This window comes from Phyllobacterium sp. T2-21 (genome assembly GCF_055378485.1).
This window is the reverse complement of the sequence record NZ_AP027912.1, coordinates 1,642,173-1,667,679: the sequence shown is the minus strand read 5'-3', so window position 1 is coordinate 1,667,679 and position 25,507 is coordinate 1,642,173. Positions and strand designations below refer to the sequence as shown.

Here is a 25,507-nt window from a genome sequence, read left to right as displayed (position 1 = left end):
GCTATGGAAGCAGATTTCGTCATCATCGGTTCGGGTTCGGCCGGTTCCGCCATGGCCTACCGCCTGTCGGAGGATGGCAAGCATTCGGTCATCGTCATCGAATTCGGCGGCACGGATATGGGGCCATTCATCCAGATGCCCGCCGCCCTCTCCTTCCCGATGAACATGAGCACCTATGACTGGGGCTTTTCGTCCGAGCCGGAACCGCATTTGGGCGGGCGCACGCTGGTGACCCCGCGCGGCAAGGTGATCGGCGGCTCCTCCTCCATCAACGGCATGGTCTATGTGCGCGGCCATGCCCATGATTTCGACCATTGGGCGGAGAGCGGCGCGGCGGGCTGGTCCTATGCGGACGTTCTGCCCTATTTCAAGCGCATGGAACATTCCCATGGCGGCGAGGCCGGATGGCGCGGCACCGATGGCCCGCTGCATGTGCAGCGCGGACGGCGCGACAATCCCCTCTTCCACGCCTTTGTCGATGCGGGCAGGCAGGCTGGTTTCGAAGTCACCGAAGATTATAATGGCGCCAAGCAGGAAGGCTTTGGCGCCATGGAACAGACCATTCACAATGGCCGCCGCTGGTCGACGGCCAATGCCTATCTGCGCCCGGCGCTGAAGCGGCGGAATGTGAGTCTCGTCAATGGCTTCGCGCGTCGTGTGGTCATCGAGAATCAAAGGGCGACGGGGGTGGAAATCACCCGGCGCGGCAAGACGGAAATCGTGCGCGCGCGGCGTGAGGTGATCGTTGCGGCATCATCGATCAACTCGCCAAAACTTCTGATGCTGTCGGGCATCGGCCCGGCACAGCACCTGAAGGAGCATGGCATTGCCGTGGTGGCCGATCGCGCCGGCGTCGGCCAGAACCTGCAGGACCATATGGAAGTCTATATCCAGCAGGAAAGCCTGAAGCCGATCACGCTCAATTCGAAACTCGGGCTGTTCTCCAAGGCCAGGATCGGCGCACAATGGCTGTTCTTCAAGACCGGCGACGGCGCCACCAACCATTTTGAATCCGCCGCGTTCGTGCGTTCAAAACCCGGTGTCGACTACCCTGATATCCAGTACCATTTCCTGCCCGCCGCCATCCGCTATGACGGCAAGGCGGCAGCCAAGGGCCATGGCTTTCAGGCGCATGTGGGTCCGATGCGCTCGAAGTCGCGCGGCAGCGTCACCCTGCGCTCGTCCGACCCGCTGGAAAAGCCGAAGATCGTCTTCAACTACATGTCGCATCCGGACGACTGGGCGGACTTCCGCCATGCGGTGCGGCTGACCCGCGAGATTTTTGGCCAGGCGGCGCTCGATCCCTATCGCGGCCGCGAGATTTCGCCGGGCGCGCATGTGCAGTCCGACGAGGCCATCGACGACTTCCTGCGCGAACACGCGGAAAGCGCGTTCCATCCCTGCGGCACCTGCAAGATGGGCGCAGCAAGCGATCCCATGGCCGTGGTCGATCCGCAATGCCGGGTGATCGGTGTCGAGGGCCTGCGTGTGGCCGATTCCTCGATTTTTCCGCGCGTCACCAACGGCAATCTGAACGGTCCGTCGATCATGACCGGCGAAAAGGCGTCCGACCATATTCTTGGCCGCGATCCCCTGCCGCGCTCCAATCAGGAGCCGTGGATCAATCCGCGCTGGGAAGTGAGCGACCGGTGATGGTATCGGATTTTACTTTGCACAACCGGTGTGCGTGGTTCGACAAGCTCACCATGAGGGATGTCGTTTGGCTGCAATGTCAATCGCAAACCCTGCAGAATAGTGCTCCCTGCAATCATCACCCTCCCTCATGGTGAGCTTGTCGAACCACGCACAAAGCCTATGCTGAAATTACAACTCCAGGAGAACACCATGCGCGCGCAGCCGAAGGCATCGCATTTCATCAATGGCCGCTTCGTCGAGGACAAGGCCGGCAAGCCGCTCGATGTGATCTATCCGGCGACCGGCGAAATCATCGCAAAACTGTTTGGCGCAACGCCGGCCCTGATCGAACAGGCCGTGCAGGCTGCGGCGGCTGCGCAGCCCGCTTGGGCAGCGCTCAAGCCGGTGGAACGCGGCCGCATCCTGCGCCGGGCGGCGGACCTTCTGCGTGCCCGCAATGCCGAGATCGCCGAGCTGGAAACGCTCGATACCGGCAAGGCCATTCAGGAAACGCTGGTTGCCGATCCGGCATCGGCGGCCGATGCCCTGGAATTCTACGGCGGCATCATCGCCGGGTTCAATGGCGAGATGATCGAGCTTGGCGGCTCCTATGCCTATACGCGCCGCGAGGCGCTGGGCGTCTGCGTCGGCATCGGCGCATGGAACTATCCGATCCAGGGGGCAGGCTGGAAATCGGCCCCGGCGCTCGCTGCGGGCAATGCCATGATCTTCAAGCCTTCGGAAAACACCCCGTTGTCTGCCCTTGCACTGGCGGAGATTTACAAGGAAGCCGGCCTGCCCGATGGCCTGTTCAATGTCTTGCAGGGGTTTGGCGATGTCGGCTCGCAGCTCGTCGATCATCCACTCGTGGCCAAGGTTTCGCTGACCGGCTCGGTGCCCACCGGCAAGAAGGTGCTGGCGCAGGCCGGTTCGCACATGAAGCATGCCACGATGGAGCTTGGCGGCAAGTCGCCGCTGATCATTTTCGACGACGCGGACGTGGAGAACGCCGTTGGCGGCGCCCTGCTCGGCAATTTCTATTCCACCGGACAGGTCTGCTCGAACGGCACCCGCGTTTTTGTCCAGAAGGGCATCAAGGACAGGTTCCTTGACCGGCTGGTGATGCGCACCAAGGCAATTCGCCTCGGCGATCCGCTCGATCCCGAAATCCATCTGGGACCGCTGATCAACGCGGCGCAGCGCGACAAGGTTGTTGCCTATATCGAAAAGGGCAAGGCCGAGGGGGCGACGCTTGCCTTTGGCGGCGGCGTGCCGAAGATGCAGGGCTTTGAAGGCGGCTGCTATGTCGAACCGACGATTTTCACCGGTGTGACCGATGGCATGACCATCGCGCAGGAGGAAATTTTCGGCCCCGTCATGGCTGTTCTCGATTTCAACGACGAGGACGAGGTTGTCGCCCGCGCCAACGATACGGAGTTCGGCCTGTCAGCGGGCGTCTTCACCAAGGATTTGTCTCGCGCCCACCGGGTCATCAGCCAGCTCAAGGCCGGCACATGCTGGATCAACACCTACAACCTCGCGCCGGTTGAAATGCCGTTCGGCGGCTTCAAGCAGTCCGGTGTCGGCCGTGAAAACGGTCTGGCTGCGCTTTATCACTACAGCCAGGTCAAGTCGGTCTATGTGGAAACGGGCAAGGTCGAGAGCCCCTATTAGAATTGATCATGGCGGGACATTTATCTGTCCCGCCATGTCCATCATTTGCCGTAGATGGCATCGCGCACACCATCGGGAAATGCCCCAATCATGCCGGCATAGGCCGTATTGGTCAGCGCGACGACGGAGAGCTTGCGCTTGGGGTCGACAAACCACGACTGGCCGTAGACCCCGCCCCATTGCCACGTGCCTGCCGATTGCGGCGAGGCCGCCGCCGCAGGATTTTTCAGAACGGAAAACCCGAGACTGAAACCCCAACCCGGCGGCGTGGCCGTCACGACGATATCGCCAATCTGGTTGTCAGACAGCAGCTTGACGCTGTCCGCCTTCAGCAGGGGCGAGCCGCCCTTGCGCAGGGTTTCGAGGAAGCTGATGTAATCATCAGCGGTTCCGGCCATGCCCGCACCACCGGACGCGTAGGACGCGGGATCGAAGATGCGGTCCGGCGCAAAGCTGACGACGCCGTCGAAAAACGGTACGACATGCGGTCCGTCCATCCGTACCGGCGGCTGGGCATCGCCATAGGCCACCGCCAGCCGTGCCCGGTCACCCACGCTGAATGCCGTATCCTTGAGACCCAGCTTTCCGGTGACATTTTCGCTTACCAGCTCGGGTAGTGTCTTGCCCGTGGCCTTGGCGAGCACTGCACCCAACACGTCGATGCCAACCGAATATTCCCAGGCGGTGCCGGGTTCGAACGACAGGGGGACCGTTGCGATGCGCCGCAGATTTTCTTCGATGGAGAGCCCCGGCTGGTCAAGACCATCTGATATGTTGGCCTTGCGATAGGGGCCATCGGCGGCCTGAAGGAAGCCATAGCTCAGGCCTGACGTGTGATCCATCAGCTGCCGGATCGTGATGACAGGTTCACGGCCATCAGCCAGTTTTGGCCGGAAATCCGGCAGATATCGCGTGACGGGATCATCGAGCTTCAGCTTTCCATCTTCCACCAGCCGCAGGGCTGTAACCGCGACAATCGGCTTGGTCATCGACGCAAAGCGGAAGATGGCATTCTCCCTGATCGGGATCCTGGCCTCGCGATCGGCAAACCCCGCCGCGCGGCGATAGACGATCTCGCCATCCTCGGCGACCAGGATGACGGTGCCCACGATGGTCTGATCGGCGATGGCATGATCAATCACGGCGTCGAGCCGGTCCTTGAAACTGGCCTGTGTAGCCAGTGCCGGAGCGGTCAAGGCAAGTGTTGTCAGGGCGGTAACAACTGGTATGTTCATCGGCCTGTTCCTTTTTAATAGTGGTCGCTATATAATAGGATTAGCACAAGCCTGCTTCGCGTCAACAAATTTATTAGTGGTCACTATGAAAATAAATGAGCCATCTGTCAGCACCGTTGAAGAACCCGCCCGCAAGCGCGGCCGTCCACGCAGCTTTGACCGGGAGGCAGCGCGGGAGAAAGCACTGCAACTTTTCTGGGAGCATGGCTACGAGGGTACGTCGATCAATGACCTGACGGCGGCGATGGGCATTACCCCGCCCAGCCTCTACACGGCCTTCGGTTCGAAGGAAGCGCTCTATGCGGAAGTCCTCGACCTCTACCGCAGCAGTTTCGGCGCCTATTTCCCCGCAGCGCTTACGGAGGAAAAGACGGTTTATGGCGGGATCAGACGTCTGTTGCGCGGCGCGGCGGAAACGTTCACCGCAGGCCCGGGCGGCTGCATGATCTCGACGGCGGTCCTCTCCTGTGCATCGGAAGTGAAAGGCGTCGCCGATAGTCTGGCCGCCATGCGCAGCGGCAGTCTGAATATGATTGAGAACTATATCCGCAAGGGCATCGGCACGGGCGAACTGCCGGAGACCACCAATACGCGCCAGCTTGCCCGGTTTTATGGCACGATCATTCAAGGCATGTCGGTGCAGGCGCGCGATGGTGCCAGTGTCGAAGAATTGACAGGCATTGCTGAAACGGCCATGCGTGCCTGGCCCGTGAAAGCCCCGGATTAAGCCTTGCCGATGTAATCCACATACTGCGTCAGGGCGCAGACGAGATGATAGAAGATCGAGGCCGGCACGTCTTCGGCCCGTGCCCTGCCCTTTTCATCGATCAGGTCGATCCACAGGCCCTTCGGCGCCTGTTCGATATGCCAGCGGAACAGACGGCCCACCCGTGCCTCGACTTCCGGTTTCAAGTCCGGCCCGCCATTGCCGTCCAGCGCAATCGCGGCCTTCACCGCCTCCGTCTGCGGCCAGCTGCGTGAATTGGTGTCGAGCGGCAGGCCGTGCCGGGACACAGCGCCGTAGGCGAGTTCCGTGGTGCGGTTCAGCCCGTTGGCAATAGCCGAGGCATAGAGCTTGCGCGCGTGGCGGATGATGTCTTTCTGGCCCGACGCCTTGGCAAAATTGGACAGGAGGTAGGCCCATTCGAAATGGTGCCCTGGTTCTGTCCACTCGCCTTTTTCGCCCGGTGCCCGCTCCCAGTCATCGGTAAAGTATTCGCCGAGCGTCCATGTCTCCGCATCGAAGAGGTGATGCCGGAACAGATCGACAATCCGCGCGGCACGCTGCAGATAATCACGGTTGCCCGTCACATCGTACCAGGCAAGGAATGATTCCAGCAGGTGCATATGCGGGTTGGACCGGCGCAAACCGGTATCACCCGGCATTTCCAGGAAACCGCGCAATTTGGAATCGGCGAGATACTCATCGATGAAGGCAAAGGTTTCCGTGGCAAGACCAAGCGCCTGCGGATGGCCCGCCCGATGGGCATGCGCCAGCGCCAGCAGCACGAAGGACTGGTCATAGGCATCTTCTGCCCCGTCAAGCACCGTACCGTCGGGGTTGAACGTCTTGACCCAGCCGCCGCGCTTCGTCCGGCCATTGGCCGTAATGAAGCGGATACCATGGTCGATCAGATCATGGGCCGGGCCATCCCAGCCCATTTCGTGCGCCACCGCAAAGGCATAGATCTGCCGCGCCGTGGTGCGCATCCGCTTGGTCTTGACGATGGGGGTGGCGTCGAAGGTCAGCGCCTCATGGAACCCGCCATAGCGCCGGTCGACGCCGACCGTCGACCAGAGCGGCAGCGTCTCCTCGAACAGCCAGTGGCGTACACGCTTTTCATAGGCGCCGACCTGCGGCAGCCGGTCCTGCGCCGGGGTAAACTTGGTTTCAAGCCGCCCCGTCTTTTCCAGCTGTTCAACGATCTTGCGGACATTCTGGCTTTCGGTGACGGGAGCGACGAATGTTGCGTCCGAGGTCGACACGACGGCAAGGTCGCGCAGGCCGATGGCGGACAAAAGGCGGCCATTGCTGCGCAGATAGCTGTTCTCGCAATCGATGGCCACGACGTCGCCGACAATCACATTGCCGCTGCCGTCGCTTGAACTGACTTCGAGCAGGGATTGCCACGATCCAAGATCGTTCCAGCGGAAGCGCGCCGGGACCAGCGCAATGTCCTGCGCATGCTCCATGATGGCATAGTCGACGGAAATGGATGGCACCTCCGCATAGAGATCGTGCGGCAGGTAGGTGCCGGAGACATTGCTTGTCGCCTCGTCGAGCGCCGTGACGGCACCATCCCAGATTTGCGGCGCATGGGCACGGAAGGCATCGCGCATGGTGCTGGCGCGGAACAGAAAGATACCGGAATTCCAGAGGAAGTTCTTCGATTCGAGATACTCGATCGCGGTTTCCTCGTTCGGCTTTTCCACGAAACGGATGACGTCGCGCGTGTTTTCATTCTGCGGTCCGACCTCGATATAGCCGTAGCCTGTCTCCGGCCGGTCCGGCTGGATGCCGAAGACAACGATCCGGCCGGCCATGGCCGCATCGGTGCCCGCTTCCACCGTGTTCCAGAAATCGCGGTCCGTGGTGATTTCATGGTCGGAGGGCACGACCAGCACCAGATCATCGCCATGTTCGCGCAGCGTGATCTCGGTTGCCAGCACGACGGCGGCCGCGGTGTTGCGCCCCATGGGTTCGAGAATCGCCCGCCCGCCCGCCAGATCGACGCCGGAAAGATCCTGGCTGATGCGGTCGGCATGCCGTTCGGAGGCAAGCAGATAGACCGGAACAGGCATTTCGCCGCCGCGCGCGCCCATGCGCTTGACGGTGCGCAGCAGCATAGAACCTTGACCGGAAAGATTATGAAACTGCTTGGGAAAGTCTTCGCGCGACAAAGGCCAGAGCCTCGAACCAACACCGCCACTCATCACAAAGCTGATAATCCGCTTCATTCCCGATGTCATTGCATGCAACCCCATTGTTTCAGTCGATATCTCGTCCGATATACAATTCGCTCTCTTCCGGCAGACTTTGCGATACCTCGCGTCATCCGTATTTTACCGATACAAGACTTTCAGCAGCGATCACAAGGCCGGTTCAACCATTTCCGGAACAAGGTTTATGTTTGCACGGGTATAATTGAAGAAGTGCTTATGAAACGACTTGCAGGCACAAAAACTCGGCGGTATATACCCCGCATCGCTGGTCACGGAGTGTAGCGCAGCCTGGTAGCGCACGTCGTTCGGGACGACGGGGTCGGAGGTTCGAATCCTCTCACTCCGACCAGTGTTTTCAACAGCTTTCCCATTCGATGTCCGATCTGCGGACATGCCACGCGCATGTCAGTGCAGCGTATCGCCGCCGTCGGGATCGATCAGGCCGGCCAGCCCCTCGTCCTCGACCGCACGCAGAAATTCGTCAAATGCAGCCTGGTCCGTTTCGAACGGATCGTCCCAGACAATCGAATCCTTGTCTTCGGTCACCACTTCGAGCGTCCATTCGTTCTGCTCGGCAAGGCGGTAAATCTCAACGCTGACGGTGATTCCATCGCGCGTGAACTCCTTCGACAAACGCGACACAACCAGTTCGGGTTCTTCGTCCATCATCAGCCCTCGGGACATTCCTTGTTTCTCGCTTCATCATCTTACGACGCGTCGTGAAATAGCAAGCGGGAAAATCCAGATTCATCCGTGCCGGCGGCCCCGGCCATGCATGTGCCTTGCGCCGCCGTACCGATCCACTATTATTCCAGTCCACGTTCCATGCATGGCATGAAGCCATGACCACCCCAGATCGAGCGGAGCAATCCATGTACAGACCACCCGCGTTTCGTGAAGATCGCCTCGACGTGATGCACGCATTGATCCGCAAGCATCCGCTGGCCATGCTGGTGACGAGCGGCGAACACGGGTTGATGGCGAACCTCATTCCCTTCGAGCTCGATGCGGATGCGGGGTCGAACGGAACCCTTCGCGCGCATCTGGCCAGGGCCAACGAGCAGGTGGCGGCCTTGCAGGCGGGTGCCGAGGCGCTGGTCATTTTCCAGGGCCCCAACACCTATATCACGCCGTCCTGGTATGCGGCCAAGCGCGAACACGGCAAGGTTGTACCAACCTGGAACTACGTCGTTGTCCAGGCTTGGGGTACACCGCAGATACAGGACGATCCGGAATGGCTGCGCCGGCAGATCGGCAGCCTCACCCGCACGCAGGAAGGCGGCCGCGCCCAGCCATGGGCCGTGGAAGATGCGCCCGAGCCATTCATTGCCGGGCAGGTGAAAGGCATTATCGGCGTTGAAATCCCGATCACGCGCATCGAAGGCAAATGGAAAGTCAGCCAGAACCGGGCTGAAGCCGACAGGACCGGCGTTGCCGAGGGCCTGCGGCAAGAGGGCCCGGAAGCGCAGGCCATGGCGCGGATCGTGCATGAACGGGGAAAAGCCGGCGGCGCCTGACCGCCTTCCCCGCCATGCAAAAACCTGACATTTCACTGGCCGCCGCCGCAGGCAAGCTCCGGCAATTGACAGGCGAGACCGTCCGGCTCGTCCCGATCACGGAAGGCGAGGATTCGCATGCCTTCCGTTATAATCTCGGCAACGAGCGCTTTGTCCTGCGCATCAACCGGTCCGCAGAGGGATTTGCCAAGGACGCCTATGCGAGCCGGCATTTTTCCGCGCCCGCGCTGCCCATTCCGGCCGTCGTCGCGCACGGCGTTCTCGATGACGGCAACGGGTTTTGTATCTCGCAGATGGCAGAAGGTGTCACCCTGCAGGATTTGCCGCCGCAGGACCTGCCGCCGGTTCTTGCACCGGTCGCCAATGTCCTCCAGGCCATTGCTGTCTCAGACATTGGCTCAGCGCGCGGCTACGGCCCGTTCGATGCGTCGGGAAACGGACGCAATGCAAGCTGGCAGGAATTCCTGTCCGCCGTGTCAGCCTATGACTGGGGTAGCGTGACCGGCGATGACCAGGTCACGGATATGGCCGGACGCTGTGCCGAACTGGCCAGGCACTGCCCCGATGTGCGGGCGCTTGTGCATGCGGATTTCGGTTCGAACAATGTATTGACCGATGGCCGTCGGATCACAGGTGTCATCGACTGGTCGGAAGCCATGTATGGCGACCCGCTCTACGATATCGCCAATATCCTGTTCTGGCGGCCGTGGCTGGACTGCATGGAGCAGCAGGCCCGCTATTTCGAGGCTCACCGGCCGGATCTCGTCCGGGACAAAACCGTACTCGCGTGTTATCAGCTGCGCATCGGGCTGCAGCAGGTCCATGAGAGCGCCGTCGACGGGGCAATCGACGACATGCGTTGGGCGCTGCAACGCTGCCGCGCCATCGACAGCCTACTGAGGGCAGCGTAGGGTCCAGACCCTAGGCAGCCATGGCCGCCAGCTCGATGCGGTTTCGGCCGAGGCGCTTGGCCCGGTAGAGCGCCACGTCCGCCTCCTCGATCAGTTCCGTCATTGACTGATGCTGCGCTGTAAAAGTGGCGACACCGGCGCTGACGGTGACATGGGCCCGCGTGCGCCCGAGATCGAAAAAGGTCTCGTTGACGCGCCGCCGGATCGCTTCGGCCATCGCCATGGCTTCGCCGGCGGCTGCGGACGGCATCAGGATCGCAATCTCCTCCCCGCCATAGCGGGCGACCAGATCGGATTTGCGCACCAGCGAGCGAATGATGGTGGAAATTTCCACCAGCACCAGATCGCCATTGGAGTGACCCCAACGATCGTTGATGCTCTTGAATGAATCGATGTCGATCATGACAAGTGAAAAGACGTCGCCGCCGGTCGATGCCGCCTTGCGGAAGGTGCGCCGCGCGACCCGGTCAAACAGGCGGCGGTTGGCAAGGTTGGTCAACGGATCCGTATGGGCGTCCACCTCCAGCGTCTTCACCCGGTCGACACGCAGGCGTTCGCGATGCAGGAACATGGAGATGAGAAAAATCCCGGCAACGCTCAAGGTCAGTATCGGCAAGGCAATGCGCTGGAAAATCGGCAGCGCCTGCTCGAATGGCAGGATGAAGATGCTCAGCGTGTAGAGCGGAACCGTCAGGCCGAGAATGAGGAAATGTTTCCAGGAATAGGTCTGGGGCCTGTAGACCAGCGTGAAGATCAGGCTGATCAGGCCGATGATGACAATGCCGACGACACCGGCCTGCACACCAACGCCTCCGATCAGGACGCGGGACAGGATCGTTAGAGCTGTCGACACCAGCACCGCCACAACGCCGCCGAACGGTGCGCTGAGCGCCAGCAGGATGGAACGCGCATCGACAATGATACCCTCATCGACGATGACGGGGTCGAGCATGGAAATGATGGCGGCACCGCCGAACAGAAGCCCAACCATCAGGCCGCGCGTCCAGGGCAGGTTGAAAGCGCGAATAATGGAGCCATAGGCCATGCTGACCAGGGCAACCAACCCAAGACGATGGACGAGATCGGCAATGACAGGGAAATATTCAGCGTACAATTATCAACCTCAATTCCACTTCACGCGACACTAGCGTTTGCAGGCTAATTTCGTGCGAAGGACATCCCTAAAAATTGAACTATTGGGCGATACCACGCGAATCTTCTACCACAGGTTGTATTGACTGACGACCTTTGAAACAAATTTTACCAACCGATTGCTTGAAAAGCATGGGAGCGGATTTTTATTCCCGGAGCGGGGATCGCCGGGTTCTCAAGCGGCGGGAACCTGCAGTCTGGGCACGGCATCGATCAGAACCCGGGTTGCTTCGGCCTGCGGGGCAGCGAGAACCCGCTCGGTCTCGCCGCTTTCGACAATGCGCCCCTCGTCCAGCACGATCATGCGGTCGGCCACGGCCCGGACCACGGCGAGATCGTGGGAAATGAAGAGATAGGACACGCCGGTTTCCTCCTGCAGATCGAGCAGGAGATTGAGGATCTGCGCCCGCACGGAAACATCGAGCGCCGATACCGGCTCGTCCAGCACGATCAGGTCGGGACGGGTGGCGATCGCCCGGGCAATGGCAATGCGCTGGCGCTGGCCGCCGGACAGTTCCAGCGGGCTGCGCTGCATCAGATCGGGGCTCAGCCCCACCCGTTCGAGCGCGGCGGCGATAAGCTGGCCATAGTTGTCCCGTGGCGCCAGATCGTGCAGGCGCAGCGGGTCTTCCAGGATGCGCCGGACCGTGGCCCGCGGATTGAATGCCGCCAGCGGATCCTGAAACACCATCTGGAATCGCGGGCGCAGCAGCCGCAAGGCTTCGCCCCGCAGGGCCGTGATATCGTGGCCGCACAGGTGGATTGATCCCGCATCCGGATTGCCCAGCCGCATGACGAGGCGGGCGAGCGTCGTCTTGCCCGAACCCGATGCCCCGACCAGCGCCAGCGTTTCACCGCGCCGCAAGGCAAATCCGATATTCGTCAGGCCCGATGCGTTGCGCTCGCCAAAGCGCTTGGCAACATCCTTCACTTCGAGAACAATGGAATTGTCGGTTTCACTCATGGCAGGTTCAGGCTGTCAGGGTTGATTTCAACAAGCCGCCTTTGCCGCGGCGTGTCCAGTGACAGGTGCGCGCCGATCAGCGCCTTGGTATAGGGATGCGCGGGTTGGCCGAGAACATCGGCTGCGGTACCCTGTTCGACCAGTTGTCCCTTGTAGAGAACGGCGATCTGGTCGGCGCGTTCGGAGGCCAGCGCGATATCATGGGTGACGAACAATAGCGTCAGCCCGTCCTCGCGCACCAGCTCGTCCAGCAGGTTGACGATATGGCGCTGTACCACCGTGTCGAGCGCGCTGGTCAACTCATCGGCGATGACAAGCGACGGATTGGCCGCCAGCGCCAATGCGAGGGCGATGCGCTGGCGCTGCCCGCCGGAGAATTCATGCGGATAGCTGTTGAGGCGCGACAGGGCTTTCGGGATGCGCACCCGGTCCATCAGGTCGGCGGCACGCACCCGCGCGGCGATCCAGCTGGTGTCCTCATGCGCCCGGATGACCTCGGCAATCTGGTCGCCGACCCTCATGACCGGATCGAGACTGCCGCCCGGGTCCTGGAACACCACGCCGATATCCCGGCCGAGACGCGGGCGGCCCGACGTGCCGGGAAACGTGATCGAGCCGGTCTGGCGCGCCTGTTTTGGCAGAAGCCCCGCGATGGCCATGGCGAGAGTGGATTTCCCCGAGCCGCTTTCGCCGATCAAAGCCAGCCGGCCGCCCCGGTCGAGGTCGAGCGAGATATCCGCCAGGGCAACGGTCTTGCCGTAGGTCACGCCGACATTTTCCACGCGCAGCAATGGTTCGCTCATGGCTGGAGGAACCTTTCACTGCGCGACAGGCCGCGCCCGATCAGATGCACGCTGAGAACCGTCACCACCAGCGCCAGACCCGGCACGATGGAAAGATAAGGCGCCGCGCGCAGCACCGTGCGCCCTTCGGCAATCATGCTGCCCCAGGTCACCCGGTTCGGATCGCCGAAGCCGAGGAACGACAGGGCGGCTTCGATGAGGATGGCCGCGGCCACGGAAATGGCGGCGAGCGAGGCGGCCGGACCAAAGGCATTCGGCAATATTTCCCGGAAGGCAATCTCCAGCGGCCGCATGCCAAGCGTGCGGGCGGCGGCCACGAAATCGCGCTCGCGCAGTGACAAAACCTCCGCCCGTGTCACCCGCGCGGCTTGCGTCCATGTGCCGAGGCTGATGGCCAGAATGAGGGTCGGGACGCTCGGCCCGGTGACGCTGATTGTCGCCAGCGCCAGCAGAAAACCCGGAACCGTCTGGAATGCCTCGGTGATCCGCATCAGCACCGCATCGGCAATACCGCCGAGAAAACCGGCCAGCGTGCCGACCAGACTGCCGATGACAAGCGATGCCGCAGCCGAGAAGAACGCCACCAGCAGCGTCGTGCGCGTGCCGTAGAGAAGCTCCGATAGCACATCGCGGCCAAGACGGTCGGTGCCCAGCCAATGCGCCTGCGACGCAAAAGGCCGCAGCAATGGTTCGCCGACGATGGAGAGCGGATCGCCCGGCACGATCCACGGGGCGAGCAAGGCCATGAGAACCAGCGCAAGCAACAGCACCAGTCCGGCACGGCCTTCAAGGTTGAGACGCCGCCAGATCGTCATCGGCCGATCCTCACGCGCGGATCGAGCCTGCCATAGGCCAGATCGACCAGCAGATTGGCGATGATCACCGTTATGGCGCTGCACAGGATGACACCCAGCAGCAGCGGCGTATCGCGCCGCGAGACAGCCTCCGCCGCCAGCCGTCCGAATCCCGGAATGGCAAAAACGCTTTCCACCACGACGCTGCCGCCCAGCATGACCGCCGCCTGCAGGCCGAGCATGGTGATGACAGGCAGGACCGCATTGCGCGCCACGTGCCGCCAGACGATTCGGCCACGGCTGAGACCGCGCGCCTTCAGGCCGGTGACGAAGGGATCGCGCCAGACCTCGCTCATGCGGTCGCGCATCAGGCGCAGATACAGCGCGAGGTACACCATGGCAAGCGAGGCGACCGGCAGGACCAGATGCGCGGCGATATCCGCCATGCGCGCCCATCCGCTCTTGCCGGACGCGATGGTCTCGATGCCGCCAACCGGCAGCCAGCGCAGATCGACCGCGAAGACCACGATCAGCACCAGCCCCAGCCAGAAGCCGGGAACCGCATAAAGCGCCAGCGAACCGATGGACAGGAAACGGTCGCGCAGGGAGCCGGGTTTCGCACCGGCGATGACGCCGAGCAGCGAACCAAGGAAGAAGGCTAGCGCCGTGGCAATGCCCATCAGCAGCAGCGTCACCGGCAGGCGTTCGATGATCACCGACAACACCGGACGTTGAAACGCTGTCGACCAGCCGAGATCGCCGTGGCCAAGCGCCGAGACATAGGCGATGAAACGATGGACGGGGCCCTGATCAAGGCCCCATGCCTGGCGCAACTGTGCCAGCTGGTCGGCATCCATACCGCCGGAACGGGCCACATAGGAATCCACCGCATCACCGGATGCCGCCTCCAGCAGCAGAAAGCTGCCGATGAGCACAACGGCCAGAACCGGAATCGCACCCAAAAGGCGTTTCAGGAAAAAGGATGCGAGTGGCGGCAAGAAGGGCTCCGACAGGTCATGCGAATGGAGGGGGACACTAAAGCCAATAATGCCGGAAGACAAACGGGTTTGTGTTCAGGAGGGAAGATGCAGTATCAAGATAAAACCATACCCTCAACCCCTACCCTTTCAGCCAGACATTGGACCAGTTCGACACCGCCCAGCGCGGATTATCGGAAACATTCTGCACCGTATCGCGGGCAACGGTGATGAAGGAGAACTCGGCCACATTGATCAGCGGCAGGTCCTCAGTCACCACTTTCTGCAACTTCTTGTAGAGACCGGCGCGCTTGTCGCTATCCACGGTGGAAGCGGCATCCTTGATCAGCTTGTCCACATCCGCATTGGCATAGCCATACTGGTTGGAGAACGGCACACCGGCGGGCAGCCCGCTTTCGAACAGGATGGTGGTGGAGATCGCCGGATCGGAACGGTAGACCGGCGTTGCCACGGTGATATCGAAATCGTGGTCCGTATAGACCGCCTTCAGATGGGCGGGTGTATCATTGCTGACCACCTGCGCATCGATGCCCACCTTGGCCAGCGCCTGGCGCAGATAGTCGCCGAACTGCTTGGTTTCATTGAAGAATGGGGCAGGCAGGAGCTTGAGCGTGAAACGGTTGCCATCGGCGCCGCGCTTGTAGCCCGCTTCGTTGAGCAGCGCTTCCGCCTTGGCCGGATCGAAGGCATGGGCGGCCACATCCGGCTCATAAAACGCCTTGTCATAGGCAGGAACCGGCCCCGTGGACGGTTTTGCATAGCCGAGGAAGATCGTCTTGACGACAAAATCCCGGTCGATGGCATGGGCAAGCGCCTGGCGCACCTTCGGATCGGCCAGTTCCTTGCGGCGATGGTTGATTTCGACGATGAGCTGATAGGTCAGCCCTTCATAACCATTGGCGTAAACCTTCAGGCCCGGCACCTTGGAGATGCGGGCGAGATCGGCAAGCGGCACGGCGGAGAAAGCAGCCAGCTGGATCTGTTCGGCCTCCAGCGCATTGCCGGCCGATGAACGGTCGGGCAGAATCTGGTAGACGATCTCATCCAGCAGCGGCTGGTCCTTCTGCCAGTACGCCTCATTGCGCTTCAGCAGATAATATTCGCCCGGCTTGTGTTCGCCGAATTTGAACGGGCCGGTGCCGACCAATGCTTGGTTGGCCGGATTCTTGGCGATATCCGTGCCTTCATAGAGATGTTTCGGCACGACGGAGGTGACCACCGGCAGCGCATTGCGGATGAGCTGGAACGGTGTCGGCTGGGAGAATTTGAGGATGGCCGTGTGGTCATCCGGTGTTTCCACACTCTCGAGGTTCTTGAAGACCACGCGGCCGAGGTTCTGCAGCTTCTTCCACACTTCCAGCGCGGAGAAGGCAACGTCGGCCGAGGTGAACGGCTTGCCATCATGCCAAGTCACGCCCTCGCGCAATTTGAACGTTGCAGTCAGGCCGTCGGCCGAGCCCTCCCAGGCCGTGGCCAGGCGCGGCGACAGGCCGTCCTTGCTGTCATAGGACTGTTCGGCCAGCGGTTCGACAATCTTGCTGGCGACAAAGAACACGCCGTTGGACGCGACGATGGCGGGATTGAGATTGGCCGGTTCACTGTCCCCGGCGACGATCAGACGCCCGCCTTTGACAGGCGTTTCCCCCTGCGCCCAGCCAAGACCCGGCATGGCGGTGAGCGCGGCGGCGCTGGCGGTCAGATGGAGAAAAGAGCGTCGGTTCAACAGGATACGGGACATGCTTGCGATCCTCTTATGCATAGGTTTGGCCGAGGGGGCGGGACAGAATCTGGCTGAGAGCCCTGATGGTGGCGCGGGCAAAATCGGGTTTGGCGGACGCGCCCATGTGCCCGACGCGCAGCAGCTTGCCCGATGTGTCGGCGCGGCCGAGCGACAGGAGGATGCCGTGCTCATCGCGCAACCGGTCGCGCAAGGCCGTGTCGCTGAAACCATCGGGCAGCTTGAAAGCGGTCGCCGTCGGCGCGCAGAATTCCAGCTTTTTCGGCCACAGCTTCAGGCCAAGCTCAAGCAGGCCGTTGCGGGTGATTTCAGCCGTTTCCGCATGGCGGGCCCAGACGTTTTCGGCGCCCTCCGCGGCATAGAGATCCAGCGCCGCATCCAGCGCATAGATTTCCGCAATGGACGGCGTCACCGGAAAGGGCTTGCCGGGCTCCGAGGCGCCTTTCCAGCCGAGAAGGCTGAGGAACGAGCCGCGCGGCGCATCCGGGTTGGCCTCGATCTTGGCCCAGGCCCGCTCGCTCACGCCGATAAGGCTGAGGCCGGGTGTGCTGCCCAGGCATTTCGATGGCGAGGTGATGAAAATGTCGGCATGCGTCTCACGCGGATGGGCATCCAACCCGCCAAAGGACGACACGGCATCGACAATGAGATAGGCCCCGTGCTCGGCAACGACCGCACCGATGTCCCGCAGCGGATTGAGCGTGCCGGACGGCGTGTCGTGATGGCAGAGCGAGACAATTTTGATATCCGGGCGCTGGCGCAGCACCGCACGCACCGCCTGCGGGTCGATGATGTCGTCATAGGGCACGGCAAGCTCGATGACTTCCTTGCCATAGCGCGCGGCCCAGCCGGCAAACCCCTTGCCATAGACACCGGAGACAAGGTTCAGAACCACATCGTCACGGGCAATCAGCGCGGCAGCAGCGGCTTCGATGCCGAGAATGGCCTCCCCCTGCATGATGACGGGCGCCGTGTCCTGCCGCAGCGCCAGCCGCAGCTTTTCGATCACCTCGGCATAGAAGGCCTGGAAGGCGGGATGATAGTCATAGAGAACAGGCTTTCCGAGCGCGGCAAGCACTTGCGGATAGGCGGGAACCGGACCTGTGGTCAGCATCAGCGGCGGAATGGGGAGCATGGATCGCACTTCGAAATTTCATCCCATTCACCGGCGCAAATGGCACTTGGAGCAGACCATATTCTCCCGTTTGCTGGAAACCAAGAAAAACTATTCCAATATTCCAAAACGCGCTGGCAAAACCATCATACGTGGTTCGACAAGCTCACCATGAGGGAACCCGGTGGGCTGCAGCGCTAATCTTGAACGTTGCGGAATATAGCTCCCTGCAATCCCCCACCTCCCTCATGGTGAGCTTGTCGAACCACGCACAAAAGCTCTTTACTCCAGCGGAATCACATCCACCGATTGCTTTGCTTCCTGCGAGCCGCTGGTTTTCAGCACGCCGACGATGGGCGAAACATCGGCATAATCCCGGCCGTAGCCGACGGTGATATGGTCATTGCCGGCCATCATCGCATTGGTGGGATCGAACTCCTGCCAGCCCGCCTCGCGCCCGCACCAGACACGCACCCAGGCATGCATGGCGTCGGCACCCTCAAGCCGCTCCTTGCCGGGTGGCGGGATGGTGCGCAGGAAACCGCTGACATAGCCCGCCGGAATGCCGATGCCGCGCAGGCCGGCAATCATGATGTGGCTGAAATCCTGGCAGACACCGGCCCGCAGTTCGAAGGCCTCGCGCGCCGTGGTGCGCACATTGGTGGCGTCGGAATCATAGGCGAAATCCGCATGGATGCGGTTGCACAGATCGCCCGCCGCCTCCATGACCGTGCGCGTCCTGCCGAGGCTTGTCGCGGCGTAGGCCGATATGTCAGGGTCGATGGCCGCGTGGGCGCTGGATGTCAGAAAGTGATGCGGCGCGTCGGATGCCACCGACCAGACGCCGCGTATTTCCCGGATCAGGCCGGCAAGATCGGGCGAAACATCGAGCATGGTCTGCGGCCGCGCGACGTTGATGCGGGCCGTCATCGTCACATCGAGCGTCTCGTGCGGATTGCGGTAGACGATGGAGGTCACCGTATTGGCGAAGAAATCGGTAAAATCGGAGCGTTCCGCCGCGGCGGGGTCAAAGGAGAGACTTGAGGCGACCACGCGCTGGATTCCCGGCAGGGTCTGCGGCATCACCCGGATATGGTGGCGCCCGCCCGCTGCGGAGCGCTCATAGTCATAATGCAGGTGGAGGCGGATGTTATAGAGCATTCCACACCCCCTCAGGCAAAATACGTATCGGAAATGGTATCGGACAGCGCGCCGATTTCATTGGCGAGTTCATGCAGCTTGTCAGCGGTCAGTTCGCTGGATTCCATGATGGCAAGCTGCGTGTGCAGGCGCAGCACATCCTTGGAAAAGGCGGACATATGCGCCCCCGCCTCGCGCTGCGGCAAAAGATTGAACTCGGTTTTGAGCGCATCGAGCTGGAAAATGATCGAGCGCGGATTGAGCGGATCGAGCGCGAGAAGGTCAAGCACGCTCAGGCGGCCGGAATAGACGCTGTACTGCCGGCGATGCGTCATGACGCTGTCGCCGATTTCCAGCAGCATTTCCAGCGCACCTTCCGGCGCTTCATGCCGCGACAGGTTCGCCAGGATGCGCGCCATCTGGATACCGCGCTCCAGCCGGCGGCCGATTTCAAGAAAACGCCAGCCGGTGAAACGATACATGTTCTCGTGCACCAGCCCGGAGAACCCGGCCAGCTTGCGCAGGATGATCGTCATGGCGCGGGTGCCGTCATCGCCCTGCGACACCACCCCCTGGAACCGGTGCACGGTCTTCGACAGATCGCGCAGCGCCAGCCAGCCATCGGGTGAAAAGCGGTCGCGGATACGTCCGGCACTGAGCATGGCGCCATCGATGGAACGCAGGAGGCCCTTGGGAATGGCTTCATCGAGATCAATGCCGAGGGGTTTGAGCTGATCGCGCATTTCCGTCAGAAGCGGCAATTCCGCATTGGCCGTCTCGGCATAGCGGGCATGGCACGCCCGCAGGATGCGGGCCGTGGCTTCGGCACGTTCGATATAGCGGCCCATCCACATCAGGTTTTCCGCCGCACGGCTCGGCAGCGTGCCCGGCACATTGCGGCGGAAGGCATCGTCCTCGCGCGGCAACAGCGTATCCTTGCGCACGGGCGCCGAACTGGTGATCCACACATCCGCCGCCTGCCCGCCGCGCTGCATGGCAATCGCCGCCGTGTCGAGCGTGAACCCGACGCGGGCAAACCCGCCCGGCATGAAACTCCAGCCATCGCCATGACGCGCCGCAAAGACGCGCAGGACAAAGGGGCGCGGTTCCAGCCTGCCGTCCACATAGACCGGCGTCGTCGACAGTTTGACGGCTTCCTGCCCGACCAGTCCACGGCCGTCGGTTTTGAGCTTGTGCAACAGCGCCTCGCGCGCCGCATCGTCGAGGGCGGACCCCAGAACCGTGGCCTGCACGTCTTCAAACGGCAACCGGGTCGACAGCGCAGGGCCGACCATCATCTGGTCAAGCCGGTTCATGACGTGCTGGCGTTCCTTCTCCTGGCCGCACCACCAGGTGGCGATGCTCGGCAAGGCAAGATCGCGGTCGTGCAGGGCCTTCGAGATCGCTGGAAGGAAGGCCAGCAGCGCCCGGGTTTCGAGAATGCCCGATCCCAGCGCATTGACCAGCGAGACGGAACGCTGGCGCAGTGCGCCAACCATGCCCGGGGTACCGATCCACGAATCCGACTTCAGCTCCAGCGGGTCCATATAAGCGGCATCCATGCGCCGCCACAGAACATCGATGGGCTTCAGACCGGACACGGTGCGCACCATGACCCGGCCCTTGCTCACGGTCAGGTCGTCGCCTTCCAGCAGCATGATGCCGAGATAGCGGGCGATATAGGCGTGTTCGAAATAGGTTTCATTGTTCGGGCCGGGCGTGAGAATGGCCGCGCGCCCTGCGGGATCGTGGATCAGGCTCTGCAGGGAATCGCGGAAATCCTTGAAGAAACCGGCAAGACGGTGAACGTTCATCGCGCCGGAAATATCCGAAAGGGCGCGGGTGGTGGCAACGCGGTTTTCCAAGGCAAACCCGGCACCCGAAGGCGCCTGCGTGCGGTCGCCCAGCACCCACCACTGGCCATTGGGCGCACGCCCCAGCTCGAAAGCACAGAAATGCAGGAAATGCCCGCTGGCCGGCTTGATACCGGCGACGGGATGCAGGAACTCGGGGTTCGAGGCAATCAGATCCGGCGGCAGCAGGCCATCACGCACCAGCCGGTTGTCGCCATAGATATCGGCAACGATATCCTCCAGGAGATCGGCGCGCTGGGTCAGCCCTGATGTGATGGCGCGCCAGTCATCCTCGTTAATCAGAAGCGGAACATGAGCGAGCGGCCATTCGCGCTCCTGCGTACCGGTCTCGTCATAGACCCGGTAAAACACGCCCGCATCGTGCAGATACTGGTTGGCGCGGGCAAAGCGGGTGGCGAGTTTTTCGGGGCCGAGGGTGTCGAGCGAGCGCAGCAGCTTTTCCCAGCCGGGCCGAACAACCCCGTTGGGATCGATCATCTCGTCCGCCACGCCCTGCAGGGGCTTGTAGCTGGCAAGGAGACCGGGGAGTAGGTTGGTTTTCACGCTCTGTGACATGTGTCTATCGATAACCGGTTTGTGAGTGCTGCAGGACAGGAGTGCGTGGTTCGACAGGCTCACCATGAGGAAAGGCGTGGTTTGCAACGTCAATCTGCCACGTCGCAGGATATGTCTGCCTGCAATCCTCCCGCTCCCTCATGGTGAGCCTGTCGAACCACGCACAGCCATGATGCCAACCATATCTCAATGCCTCGGCCTTCTCAGATCAAGGGTCATCGGAAATTCCCCCGATGGCTGCTCCCTGCGCAATTCATATCCGCCGGCCGTATGGCCGCGCGGCTCGAAACGCGCCAGCCGGCGTGCCTCGGCCTCGTTCGAATTGACCGGGAACGTATCATAGCTGCGCCCGCCGGGGTGTGCGACATGATAGACGCAACCGCCGATCGCCCGTTGCGACCACTGGTCGTAAATGTCGAAAACCAGCGGCGTGTTGACCGGGATCATCGGATGCAGGCCGGAGCGCGGCTGCCACGCCTTGTAGCGCACGCCGGCAACCGCCGTGCCCTGGCTGTCCGTCATCTTCAGCGGCACCTCGCGCCCGTTGCAGGCAACGCTGTAGCGGGCCGGATTGAAGCCGTCGACCTTGACCTGCAGCCGTTCCACCGAGGAATCGACGAAGCGTACCGTGCCGCCGATGGCACCCTGCTCGCCCATCACATGCCATGGCTCCAGCGCCTGCCGGATTTCCAGTTTCACACCCTCATTCTCGATTTCCCCGCAGAAGGGGAAGCGGAATTCCAGCTGGGCCTCGAACCATTCCGGGCGGAAATCAAAGCCGTTCTCGCGCAAATCGGCGAGAACATCGAGGAAATCCTGCCAGACATAGGCCGGCAGCATGAAACGGTCATGCAGCGCCGTGCCCCAGCGGACGAAACTGCCCTGAATCGGATTGTTCCAGAACCGGGCAATCAGCGCGCGGATCAGCAATTGCTGGGCAAGGCTCATGCGCGCATTGGGCGGCATCTCGAAACCGCGGAACTCGACCAGCCCGAGTCTGCCGGTCGGACCGTCGGGCGAGAACAGCTTGTCGATGCAGATTTCCGAACGGTGCGTGTTGCCGGTGACATCCACCAAAAGATTGCGGAACAGCCGGTCGACCAGCCAGGGCAGAGGCGGCGTGCCCTCGCCCGGCCGCGGCACCTGCGAGAGGGCAATCTCCAGCTCGTAGAGACTGTCATGCCGCGCCTCGTCGATGCGCGGTGCCTGGCTGGTCGGCCCGATGAACAGGCCGGAGAACAAATAGGACAGCGATGGATGCCGCTGCCAGTGCAGGACAAGGCTTTTCAAGAGATCAGGACGGCGCAGGAACGGGCTGTTGGCGGGTGTTTCGCCGCCGACCACCACATGGTTGCCGCCGCCGGTACCGGTATGGCGGCCATCGATCATGAACTTGTCGGCACCGAGCCGCGTCTGGCGGGCTTCCTCATAGATTGCCGTTGTGGTTGCCACGCAGTCGCGCCAGTTGGCCGCCGGATGGATATTCACCTCGATCACGCCGGGATCGGGTGCAACGCGGATGACGTTGATGCGGTGATCCTGCGGCGGGCTGTAACCTTCGATGTGAACCGGCAGCCCGAGCTTGTGGGCGGCAGCTTCCGCCGCCGCAACCAGTTCCAGATAGTCCTCGAGCGCCTCCACCGGCGGCATGAACACGCTGAGGCGCCCGTCGCGCGGCTCGACCGATATGGCGGTGCGCACGGCCCCGCCGATTTCCCCCAGTTCCTGCTCGACCCGCTCCTGCTGGTTGCCTTCATCAGCAATGAAAGAGGCAACCGCCAGGATGTTCTCACGCGCCTGCGGTGCCGGGTCGGGCAGCGCCCCGCGATCCACCGACGGATCGACCGGCACGATATAGGGATATTCCGAGGCCGGAACATGCGGCAGGGCGCCGAGCGGCAGCCGGTATCCGACGGGCGAATCGCCCGGCACCAGGAACAGCTTGCCGCGCCGCGTCTTCCATTTTTCGCTGCGCCAGCGCGGGCCGGAGGCCTGGCTGTTCCAGCGCTGCACCGGCAGGACAAAACCGCTCGGCTCGGTCAGGCCCCGTTCGAAAACCCGGGCGATGCGGCTGCGCTCTTCCGGGTCCTTGAGCCTGGAGTTGGACGGATCGACATTATCGGGAAGATTGCCCTCCTTGATGATCCATTCCGCCGGATCTTCGTAGGCGGGCGCCACCATCTCTTCTTCAACGCCAAGCTCCTGCGCCAACGCGACGAGGAGTTTTCCGGCATCTTCCGGCTTGACGTCAGCCTCGCCGTTCTCCGGCGCGATCAGGTCGGGATTGACCCAGATCGGCTTGCCGTCCTTGCGCCAGTAAAGCGAGAACGTCCAGCGCGGCAGGCTCTCGCCCGGATACCACTTGCCCTGCCCGTAATGCAGAAAACCACCCGGCGCAAAACGCTCGCGCAGCCGCCGGATCAGCTTGTCGGCCCTTTCGCGCTTGGTCGGCCCGACCGCATCGGTGTTCCATTCGCCCGATTCGAAATCATCGATGGACACGAATGTGGGCTCGCCGCCCATGGTCAGGCGCACATCCCTCTCGTTCAGGATCGCGTCCACCTTTTCGCCGAGCGCATCGAGCGCATTCCAGGATTCGTCGGAAAACGGCTTGGTGATGCGTGGGTGCTCGGATACGCGCGTCACGCGCATATCGAAACCGAATTCCACATTGGCGAATTCCGCCATGCCGGAAATCGGGGCGGCATTGCGGTAATGCGGGGTGGCGGCAAGCGGTACGTGGCTTTCGCCGGTCAGAAGCCCGGAGGTGGGGTCGAGGCCGATCCAGCCCGCCCCCGGCAGATAGACTTCGCACCAGGCATGCAGGTCGGTGAAATCCTTGTCAGTACCGGCGGGACCATCGATGGCGACAAGATCGGGCTTCAGCTGGATGAGATAGCCGGAGACGAACCGCGCGGCAAAACCGAGATTGCGCAACACCTGCACCAGCAGCCAGCTTGAATCCCGGCACGATCCCGAGCGCAGGTTCAAGGTGGCGTCTGGTTCCTGAACCCCGGTTTCCATGCGGATGACATAGCCGATCTCGCGCTGGATACGTGCGTTGAGATCGACGACGAAATTCACCGTGTTCGTCGGGCTGCAATCGATGGTTGCAAGGAAAGCCGAAACCAGCGGTCCGGCCGGTTGCGGTTTCATATAGATCGACAGGTCGTCGCTGATCTCTTCGGGATAGCTGAACGGCCAGGTCTCGGCGACCGGTTCGACAAAGAAATCGAATGGATTGTAGACGGTCATATCAGCGACGAGATCGACCTCGATCTTCAGCTCCGTCACCGGTTCGGGAAAGACGAAGCGGGCGAGGAAATTGCCGTAGGGGTCCTGCTGCAGGTTGACGAAATGATTGGCCGGACTGACTTTCAGGGAATGGCTGAGAACTTTTGTCCGGGAATGGGGTGCCGGCTGGAGCCGGATGATCTGCGGCCCGAGCATGATGGGCCGGTCATACCGGTAATGTGTCAGATGATAGACTGCTGCGTGAATTGCCATATCGCCTCAAAAGTCTGATTCAAAAAACTGCGGTTCCACAAATGCTCCCCGCACTCTAACGCGTTACCGGCCAATTGAAATCTTTCATTTGCCAAAAATTTTGGCAGCGGTAAAAATTGCCGCATAAACGTGCTTGCAACTGCGCGGCTGGCCGCATAGCATCCGCGCCGATGGTTTCTTCCGCACGACAACGCGGGAGATGAAAAGGGAACACGGTGAGGCGTACCCAAAAGGGACCGAGACCGTGGCTGCCCCCGCAACTGTAAGCGGTGAGCGATGCCTGACATGCCACTGACCGGAAGGTCGGGAAGGCAAGGCGAAGCTGAGACCCGCGAGCCAGGAGACCTGCCATCTCATCTACAATTCGAACCGGACGGGGTGTGCCGGGAGCGATGCGATGTCCTCTCCCGCATTGTCGCGATGGTGCATTGGCCGCGTTCCCCTAACCTTTGTCCACAAGGCAAGGCACCGGCATGACCACGCCAAGACCCGACCACCAGATTATCGTCTGCACCCTGTGCAAGGCGGCTGACGGACTGTCACGACCGGGACAGGCCCTTGCCCACAGGCTGCAGGCGGAACTCGATGGCCAGCTCGGCTATGAGGTGCGCGGTGTTGGCTGCATGGCGGGCTGCGAACGACCCTGCACGGTGGCGTTCCGGGCGCCCGGCAAGGCGCAATATCTCTTCGGCGATATCGATCCCGCCACGGACTTTGCCGATCTTCTGGACTTCGCCCGGATGTATCACGCGCTCGCCGATGGCTGGTCCAAGGCATCACAGCGCCCGCAAGGCCTTTGGGACAAGACACTCGCACGCATTCCGGCGCACCTATGATAGATCAGGCATTGACTAATGTTATAACGTTACTATACGAGAACGACGCGTCCGCGATAACGCGACGACGTTTACCGGTTGGGATTTGACACCATGTGCCTTGCCTGCAGTCACGGA

The 25,507-nt window shown here is 61.9% G+C and carries 19 protein-coding genes, 1 tRNA gene and 1 riboswitch; of the genes, 7 read left to right on the top strand and 13 right to left on the bottom strand.

Features of this window, described 5'->3' with window-relative positions:
* Positions 1–3 precede the first annotated feature (3 nt).
* The gene (gene betA / locus ACZ5FP_RS08300) at positions 4–1,653 is read left to right on the top strand and encodes a choline dehydrogenase (protein WP_464662997.1); all 1,650 of its coding nucleotides are present in this window, start codon (positions 4–6) and stop codon (positions 1,651–1,653) included.
* 192 nt (positions 1,654–1,845) lie between these two features.
* Complete coding sequence (gene betB, locus ACZ5FP_RS08295; RefSeq protein ID WP_464662996.1) at positions 1,846–3,309, top strand: betaine-aldehyde dehydrogenase; 1,464 nt, start codon at positions 1,846–1,848, stop codon at positions 3,307–3,309.
* A gap of 41 nt (positions 3,310–3,350) precedes the next feature.
* Here the strand turns inward: betB and ACZ5FP_RS08290 are convergent, their stop codons facing one another.
* On the bottom strand, positions 3,351–4,544 hold the full coding sequence (locus tag ACZ5FP_RS08290; RefSeq protein WP_464662995.1) for a serine hydrolase domain-containing protein: 1,194 nt from the start codon (positions 4,542–4,544) through the stop codon (positions 3,351–3,353).
* Between the two features lie 85 nt (positions 4,545–4,629).
* Between ACZ5FP_RS08290 and ACZ5FP_RS08285 the strand changes: the two genes are divergently transcribed.
* Entirely contained in the window at positions 4,630–5,271 is a 642-nt protein-coding gene (locus ACZ5FP_RS08285) for a TetR/AcrR family transcriptional regulator (protein WP_464662994.1), read from the top strand.
* Here ACZ5FP_RS08285 and ACZ5FP_RS08280 read toward each other — a convergent pair.
* Entirely contained in the window at positions 5,268–7,502 is a 2,235-nt protein-coding gene (locus ACZ5FP_RS08280; RefSeq protein WP_464662993.1) for an AGE family epimerase/isomerase, read from the bottom strand. The genes ACZ5FP_RS08285 and ACZ5FP_RS08280 overlap by 4 nt on opposite strands.
* A gap of 257 nt (positions 7,503–7,759) precedes the next feature.
* Between ACZ5FP_RS08280 and ACZ5FP_RS08275 the strand changes: the two genes are divergently transcribed.
* A tRNA-Pro gene (locus ACZ5FP_RS08275) sits at positions 7,760–7,836 on the top strand.
* 56 nt (positions 7,837–7,892) lie between these two features.
* On the opposite strand, the gene ACZ5FP_RS08270 is transcribed toward ACZ5FP_RS08275, so the two are convergent.
* Positions 7,893–8,171, bottom strand: a complete 279-nt coding sequence (locus tag ACZ5FP_RS08270; RefSeq protein ID WP_426137213.1) for a hypothetical protein — start codon at positions 8,169–8,171, stop codon at positions 7,893–7,895.
* Positions 8,172–8,359: 188 nt separating this feature from the next.
* Between ACZ5FP_RS08270 and ACZ5FP_RS08265 the strand changes: the two genes are divergently transcribed.
* The gene (locus tag ACZ5FP_RS08265; protein ID WP_464662992.1) at positions 8,360–9,004 is read left to right on the top strand and encodes an FMN-binding negative transcriptional regulator; all 645 of its coding nucleotides are present in this window, start codon (positions 8,360–8,362) and stop codon (positions 9,002–9,004) included.
* Positions 9,005–9,018: 14 nt separating this feature from the next.
* Positions 9,019–9,915, top strand: coding sequence for an aminoglycoside phosphotransferase family protein (locus ACZ5FP_RS08260; protein ID WP_464662991.1), 897 nt, complete (start codon positions 9,019–9,021; stop codon positions 9,913–9,915).
* A 10-nt stretch (positions 9,916–9,925) separates the two neighbouring features.
* Here ACZ5FP_RS08260 and ACZ5FP_RS08255 read toward each other — a convergent pair whose 3' ends face one another.
* From ACZ5FP_RS08255 to ACZ5FP_RS08210, 10 genes are all read right to left on the bottom strand, one after another.
* Positions 9,926–11,029 (bottom strand): GGDEF domain-containing protein, encoded by a 1,104-nt coding sequence (locus tag ACZ5FP_RS08255; protein WP_464662990.1) that lies wholly within the window; start codon positions 11,027–11,029, stop codon positions 9,926–9,928.
* 213 nt (positions 11,030–11,242) lie between these two features.
* Positions 11,243–12,031 carry an ABC transporter ATP-binding protein gene (locus ACZ5FP_RS08250; RefSeq protein WP_464662989.1) on the bottom strand — a complete coding sequence of 263 codons (789 nt, stop codon included), beginning with the start codon at positions 12,029–12,031 and terminating at the stop codon, positions 11,243–11,245.
* Complete coding sequence (locus ACZ5FP_RS08245; RefSeq protein WP_464662988.1) at positions 12,028–12,834, bottom strand: ABC transporter ATP-binding protein; 807 nt, start codon at positions 12,832–12,834, stop codon at positions 12,028–12,030. Before ACZ5FP_RS08245 ends, ACZ5FP_RS08250 begins: the two co-directional genes overlap by 4 nt.
* Positions 12,831–13,649: an ABC transporter permease gene (locus ACZ5FP_RS08240; RefSeq protein ID WP_464662987.1), complete on the bottom strand. Its 819-nt coding sequence runs from the start codon at positions 13,647–13,649 to the stop codon at positions 12,831–12,833. Before ACZ5FP_RS08240 ends, ACZ5FP_RS08245 begins: the two co-directional genes overlap by 4 nt.
* Positions 13,646–14,626, bottom strand: coding sequence for an ABC transporter permease (locus tag ACZ5FP_RS08235; RefSeq protein ID WP_464662986.1), 981 nt, complete (start codon positions 14,624–14,626; stop codon positions 13,646–13,648). The genes ACZ5FP_RS08240 and ACZ5FP_RS08235 overlap by 4 nt, the downstream gene beginning before the upstream one ends.
* A 121-nt stretch (positions 14,627–14,747) precedes the next feature.
* A complete protein-coding gene (locus ACZ5FP_RS08230; RefSeq protein ID WP_464662985.1) occupies positions 14,748–16,364 on the bottom strand; it encodes an ABC transporter substrate-binding protein in 1,617 nt (538 codons plus the stop codon).
* A 13-nt stretch (positions 16,365–16,377) separates the two neighbouring features.
* The gene (gene ppaT, locus ACZ5FP_RS08225) at positions 16,378–17,499 is read right to left on the bottom strand and encodes a pyridoxamine--pyruvate transaminase (protein WP_464662984.1); all 1,122 of its coding nucleotides are present in this window, start codon (positions 17,497–17,499) and stop codon (positions 16,378–16,380) included.
* 261 nt (positions 17,500–17,760) lie between these two features.
* Positions 17,761–18,639 (bottom strand): transglutaminase family protein, encoded by an 879-nt coding sequence (locus ACZ5FP_RS08220; RefSeq protein WP_464662983.1) that lies wholly within the window; start codon positions 18,637–18,639, stop codon positions 17,761–17,763.
* 11 nt (positions 18,640–18,650) lie between these two features.
* Positions 18,651–21,047 (bottom strand): circularly permuted type 2 ATP-grasp protein, encoded by a 2,397-nt coding sequence (locus ACZ5FP_RS08215; protein WP_464662982.1) that lies wholly within the window; start codon positions 21,045–21,047, stop codon positions 18,651–18,653.
* A gap of 186 nt (positions 21,048–21,233) precedes the next feature.
* Entirely contained in the window at positions 21,234–24,554 is a 3,321-nt protein-coding gene (locus tag ACZ5FP_RS08210; protein WP_464662981.1) for a transglutaminase family protein, read from the bottom strand.
* A gap of 154 nt (positions 24,555–24,708) precedes the next feature.
* Positions 24,709–24,921: riboswitch (cobalamin riboswitch) on the top strand.
* A 106-nt stretch (positions 24,922–25,027) separates the two neighbouring features.
* On the opposite strand from ACZ5FP_RS08210, the gene ACZ5FP_RS08205 reads away from it, so the two are divergent.
* Entirely contained in the window at positions 25,028–25,390 is a 363-nt protein-coding gene (locus tag ACZ5FP_RS08205) for a DUF1636 family protein (RefSeq protein ID WP_464662980.1), read from the top strand.
* Positions 25,391–25,507: the final 117 nt, after the last annotated feature.

Excerpts from the sequence above, each read along its gene's own strand:
- ACZ5FP_RS08220 (WP_464662983.1), bottom strand. The coding sequence starts at position 18,639 with ATGCTCTATAACATCCGCCTCCACCTGCATTATGACTATGAGCGCTCC.
- ACZ5FP_RS08260 (WP_464662991.1), top strand. The coding sequence starts at position 9,019 with ATGCAAAAACCTGACATTTCACTGGCCGCCGCCGCAGGCAAGCTCCGG.
- ACZ5FP_RS08250 (WP_464662989.1), bottom strand. The coding sequence starts at position 12,031 with ATGAGTGAAACCGACAATTCCATTGTTCTCGAAGTGAAGGATGTTGCC.
- ACZ5FP_RS08210 (WP_464662981.1), bottom strand. The coding sequence starts at position 24,554 with ATGGCAATTCACGCAGCAGTCTATCATCTGACACATTACCGGTATGAC.
- ACZ5FP_RS08215 (WP_464662982.1), bottom strand. The coding sequence starts at position 21,047 with ATGTCACAGAGCGTGAAAACCAACCTACTCCCCGGTCTCCTTGCCAGC.
- ACZ5FP_RS08240 (WP_464662987.1), bottom strand. The coding sequence starts at position 13,649 with ATGACGATCTGGCGGCGTCTCAACCTTGAAGGCCGTGCCGGACTGGTG.
- ACZ5FP_RS08280 (WP_464662993.1), bottom strand. The coding sequence starts at position 7,502 with ATGAAGCGGATTATCAGCTTTGTGATGAGTGGCGGTGTTGGTTCGAGG.
- betA (WP_464662997.1), top strand. The coding sequence starts at position 4 with ATGGAAGCAGATTTCGTCATCATCGGTTCGGGTTCGGCCGGTTCCGCC.
- ACZ5FP_RS08205 (WP_464662980.1), top strand. The coding sequence starts at position 25,028 with ATGACCACGCCAAGACCCGACCACCAGATTATCGTCTGCACCCTGTGC.
- ppaT (WP_464662984.1), bottom strand. The coding sequence starts at position 17,499 with ATGCTCCCCATTCCGCCGCTGATGCTGACCACAGGTCCGGTTCCCGCC.
- betB (WP_464662996.1), top strand. The coding sequence starts at position 1,846 with ATGCGCGCGCAGCCGAAGGCATCGCATTTCATCAATGGCCGCTTCGTC.
- ACZ5FP_RS08245 (WP_464662988.1), bottom strand. The coding sequence starts at position 12,834 with ATGAGCGAACCATTGCTGCGCGTGGAAAATGTCGGCGTGACCTACGGC.
- ACZ5FP_RS08285 (WP_464662994.1), top strand. The coding sequence starts at position 4,630 with ATGAAAATAAATGAGCCATCTGTCAGCACCGTTGAAGAACCCGCCCGC.
- ACZ5FP_RS08230 (WP_464662985.1), bottom strand. The coding sequence starts at position 16,364 with ATGTCCCGTATCCTGTTGAACCGACGCTCTTTTCTCCATCTGACCGCC.
- ACZ5FP_RS08265 (WP_464662992.1), top strand. The coding sequence starts at position 8,360 with ATGTACAGACCACCCGCGTTTCGTGAAGATCGCCTCGACGTGATGCAC.
- ACZ5FP_RS08290 (WP_464662995.1), bottom strand. The coding sequence starts at position 4,544 with ATGAACATACCAGTTGTTACCGCCCTGACAACACTTGCCTTGACCGCT.
- ACZ5FP_RS08270 (WP_426137213.1), bottom strand. The coding sequence starts at position 8,171 with ATGTCCCGAGGGCTGATGATGGACGAAGAACCCGAACTGGTTGTGTCG.